The sequence below is a fragment of the Streptomyces sp. NPDC001156 genome (assembly GCF_053598275.1).
In genome coordinates this window covers 1-3,250 of record NZ_JBSFJX010000416.1, presented here as the reverse complement: position 1 = coordinate 3,250, position 3,250 = coordinate 1, and the positions used below count along the sequence as shown (strand labels likewise).

Below are 3,250 nucleotides of genomic sequence, written 5' to 3'. Positions count from 1 at the left end.
ACCACCCAGTGCGCGTACTGCATCGAGGCGCACACCAAGGCCGCGCACTCCGCGGGCGCGACCCAGCAGGAACTGGCGGAGACCGTCATGATCGCCGCAGCACTGCGCGCAGGTGGCAGCTACGCGCACGGCTTCATGGCCATGAAGTTCTTCGACCAGGCCGAGCAGGGCAACGCCCAGTGAGCCCTTTCCGACCTCGCCTCGAGCACGTAGGGGCGGGGACGCATTCACCAGGTCGGTGACCTGGTTGTGCTGCAGCAGAGCTTGGACAAGAGAGTCACGACTGGCAGAACGTTCTGAAACCTCTTGGGGTCTTACTTCCAGTGGTTGGAGATCGGACCTTCCCCAAGTCGGACAATAGTCCGTGACTTCTCAAAGACGGACCTAAAGCGCGCCCTAGAGGAGCCGAGCCTAGGATATTGGGATCGGCAAGGCTTCATGACCCAGAAAGGCAAGCCGTCATGCATTGCTTTGACTGCGTTGCCGAGAGTCGTGCTTCGACCGTCCCGCCAAGCGCGCCTATTGCTGTAGCCGCTTGCGCTCGGTGCGGGGCCGGGATCTGTGGCGGGCACCTGCATGTCACCAGCGACCCGCTTCCCAGCCCGCCCGGCTCCTCCACCCCTATGCCCGAAGCCAGACGAATGACATGCGGACTGTGCTACGAAGCGGAGCGTGCTGCCGCCGCTCGTGCGTAAGCACCACCACCAGTCGTAGCCGGGGCTGACGGGGAACTTGCCGCCACCTGGTACGTGTACGCCGATGGAGCGGCACCGCCGCAAGCAGCTGACGCGAGCGTTGCGGAGACGGCTCGGCAACTCGGCCGAGCAACGGGTGAGACGGCCCCGATCACCCACTTGAGCTGGACGGTTTCGTTTGAATCACGGACGGACCCAACCGCCACGATCGGCCTTTACGCAAGCGGCCTCCAATGATCGACTCGGAGTCTCATGGACAGGCTTCTGGGGAGGGGTCACGGGGATGGGGGAGGGCGCAGCCGTGCGCACCGCCGAGGAGATTTCTCGGTCGTGCCCGGAGTGTGGGGCCGAGATCCGCGCGGACAGCAGATACGTCGTCTGGTGCGCGCTCTGTGACTGGAACGTGGACCCGGAAACGCCGCCTCAGGAGCGGGACCGGCTGGACAGAGCGCGGCGTGCCCTGTCGCGACGGCACGGCGAGAAGCTCCTGGCACAGGTGACGGCCGGCGGGAGCCTGCGCGCCCGGCGCGACGCCTCCTCGCTGCTCGCCTTCGCCATCGCACTCGCCGTACACGGCGTCACCGTGGCCCTCGTCTTCGGCGGGCTCTGGTGGCTGGTGCGCGGATGGGGCGGCATGGGCATGGTGCTGGGACTACTCCTCCTCGGGGTCGCGTGGCCCTTCAGACCGCGGGCCGCGCGGTTGCCCAAGACAGACTCGGTACTGCACCGTGACGATGCGCCCGAGCTCTACGCACTGCTCGACGAGGTCGCCCGGGTGGTCGGCACCCGCGGTGTCGACCAGGTCAGGGTCAACGCGCAGGTCAACGCGAGCGTCATGACCCATGGCGTGCGCGGACGGCGACTGCTGACGCTGGGGCTGCCCCTGTGGGAGATCCTCACGCCGCAGCAGAGGATCGCACTGCTCGGCCACGAACTCGCCCACTACAGCAACGGCGACACACACCAAAGTCTGGTGCTGTCAACGGCGTACCGCTCGCTGACCACCTGGCACTACTACTTCACCCCGACAGCCAAGCCGTCCGCCGTCGAAATGCTCGTCAACCTGCTCTACATCGTGCCCCGACTGCTCCTCCAGGGCGCGCTGACGCTGCTGGACCACCTGACGCTGCGGGCCGCCCAGCGAGCCGAATACCTTGCCGACCGCGAGGCCGCCCGCGCGGCGTCCACCGAGGCGGCCGTGGGCCTGATGGACCGGCTGCTGGTCACGGATTCCGCCGCCGTCGCCCTCCGGCGGGAGGCCAGCCAGACCGCCCTCGCCGGACCGCGCGGCGCCCGCACGGTCGAGGCCAAGCCGGAGGAAATCTGGGAACGGCTCAGAGCACACATGGCATCGATCCCCGAGTACGAGTACGAGCGGCAGCGACGTGTCGGCGTTCGACGCGGGCACAGCGTCGACGCGACCCACCCGCCGACACACCTCAGACGTACGTGCCTGCTCGTCGGCCCGCCCGCACCCGCTTCCGTGGCTACAGACGACGAACGGCAACGGCGGATCAACGCTGAACTCGCCGGGGCCCGCGTCACGGTGGCCCGCCGCATTGTCCGAGACGGCTTCGACGGCTAGGCCCCTGACCCGAAGCCGGGACCGTCACCGGGCCGTACGAACCGAACCGACATCGACAGACGACGACAACTGGCCCGGACCTCCACGCAGATGACAGGGCCAGCTACGCCAGACCGCCGCACGGGAGAGTATTGGCTCACCACTCCCACCAGGAGACGGTGAGCCGGACACGGCCCTTACTCGCCGCCCCACCGCCGGCAAACACTTGATTGAAAGCCGTCAATACGACTGTCTGCCGATGGCACATACGCCGGGGTCCGGATACCCGACCTCACCGGTCAGGCGCGGGAGCGGCGAGAGAACTGCCACCACCGGTTGTCGTCGGGGTCGCCGAGTCCCGTGCGGAGGACGATCGAGTCCCCCCGGCGGGCACGACCGCTGCTGTGAACGGCGATCAGTCGAACAAGCACGCACTTCCCTGGGGCGGCCCTGGCAGCCAGCCGGCCAGTGATCAAGGTCACCGGGCGTGCCACGACCGTGCCGGTACGGGCGGGGGCACCGGGGAAACGGTGGGAACTCACGTGAGCCGAGAACGAGAGCGGCCCCCGACCAGACTTGCTGGTCAGGGGCCGATTCCCACTAGCGTGGCGGCGCCAGGATTCGAACCTGGGAAGGCTGAGCCGGCAGATTTACAGGCCGCGCAGAGAAGCCCGCTTGAGCTGGGCCGCTCCCTTCGCTCAGAGCCCTGGCCCCACAGGTGCCCCACGACCACCGGCGAGAAGACGTCACCCTTCGTCCGTCGGGTGCAGTGGGCAGGCAGGATAGATCTCGAACCGTCTCGCTCCGCCCGGCTGCGGCACGGCAAACGACTGTGCAGGGATGTCATTGAATCCTCCCCCAGCTCAAGCAGGGGGATTCCTGGCTCACGTTGGCTCCGGGTCAGCGACCAGCAGCTCTTACACGATCAACACCAGCCGGGTTGAAACCAGCCCGGTTTTGTACGGCAAAGCTTGGAGGTGCGCGTGCCGTC

General features: G+C 67.5%; 2 protein-coding genes. Both read left to right on the top strand.

Annotated features, from left to right (window positions below; genetic code table 11):
- Positions 1-183, top strand: a 183-nt coding sequence (locus tag ACWDA7_RS51500; protein WP_450614972.1) for a carboxymuconolactone decarboxylase family protein, incomplete at its 5' end; no start/stop codon positions are given.
- 795 nt (positions 184-978) lie between these two features.
- Positions 979-2,280, top strand: a complete 1,302-nt coding sequence (locus tag ACWDA7_RS51495) for a M48 family metallopeptidase (RefSeq protein ID WP_450614970.1) — start codon at positions 979-981, stop codon at positions 2,278-2,280.
- The last annotated feature ends 970 nt before the right edge of the window (positions 2,281-3,250 follow it).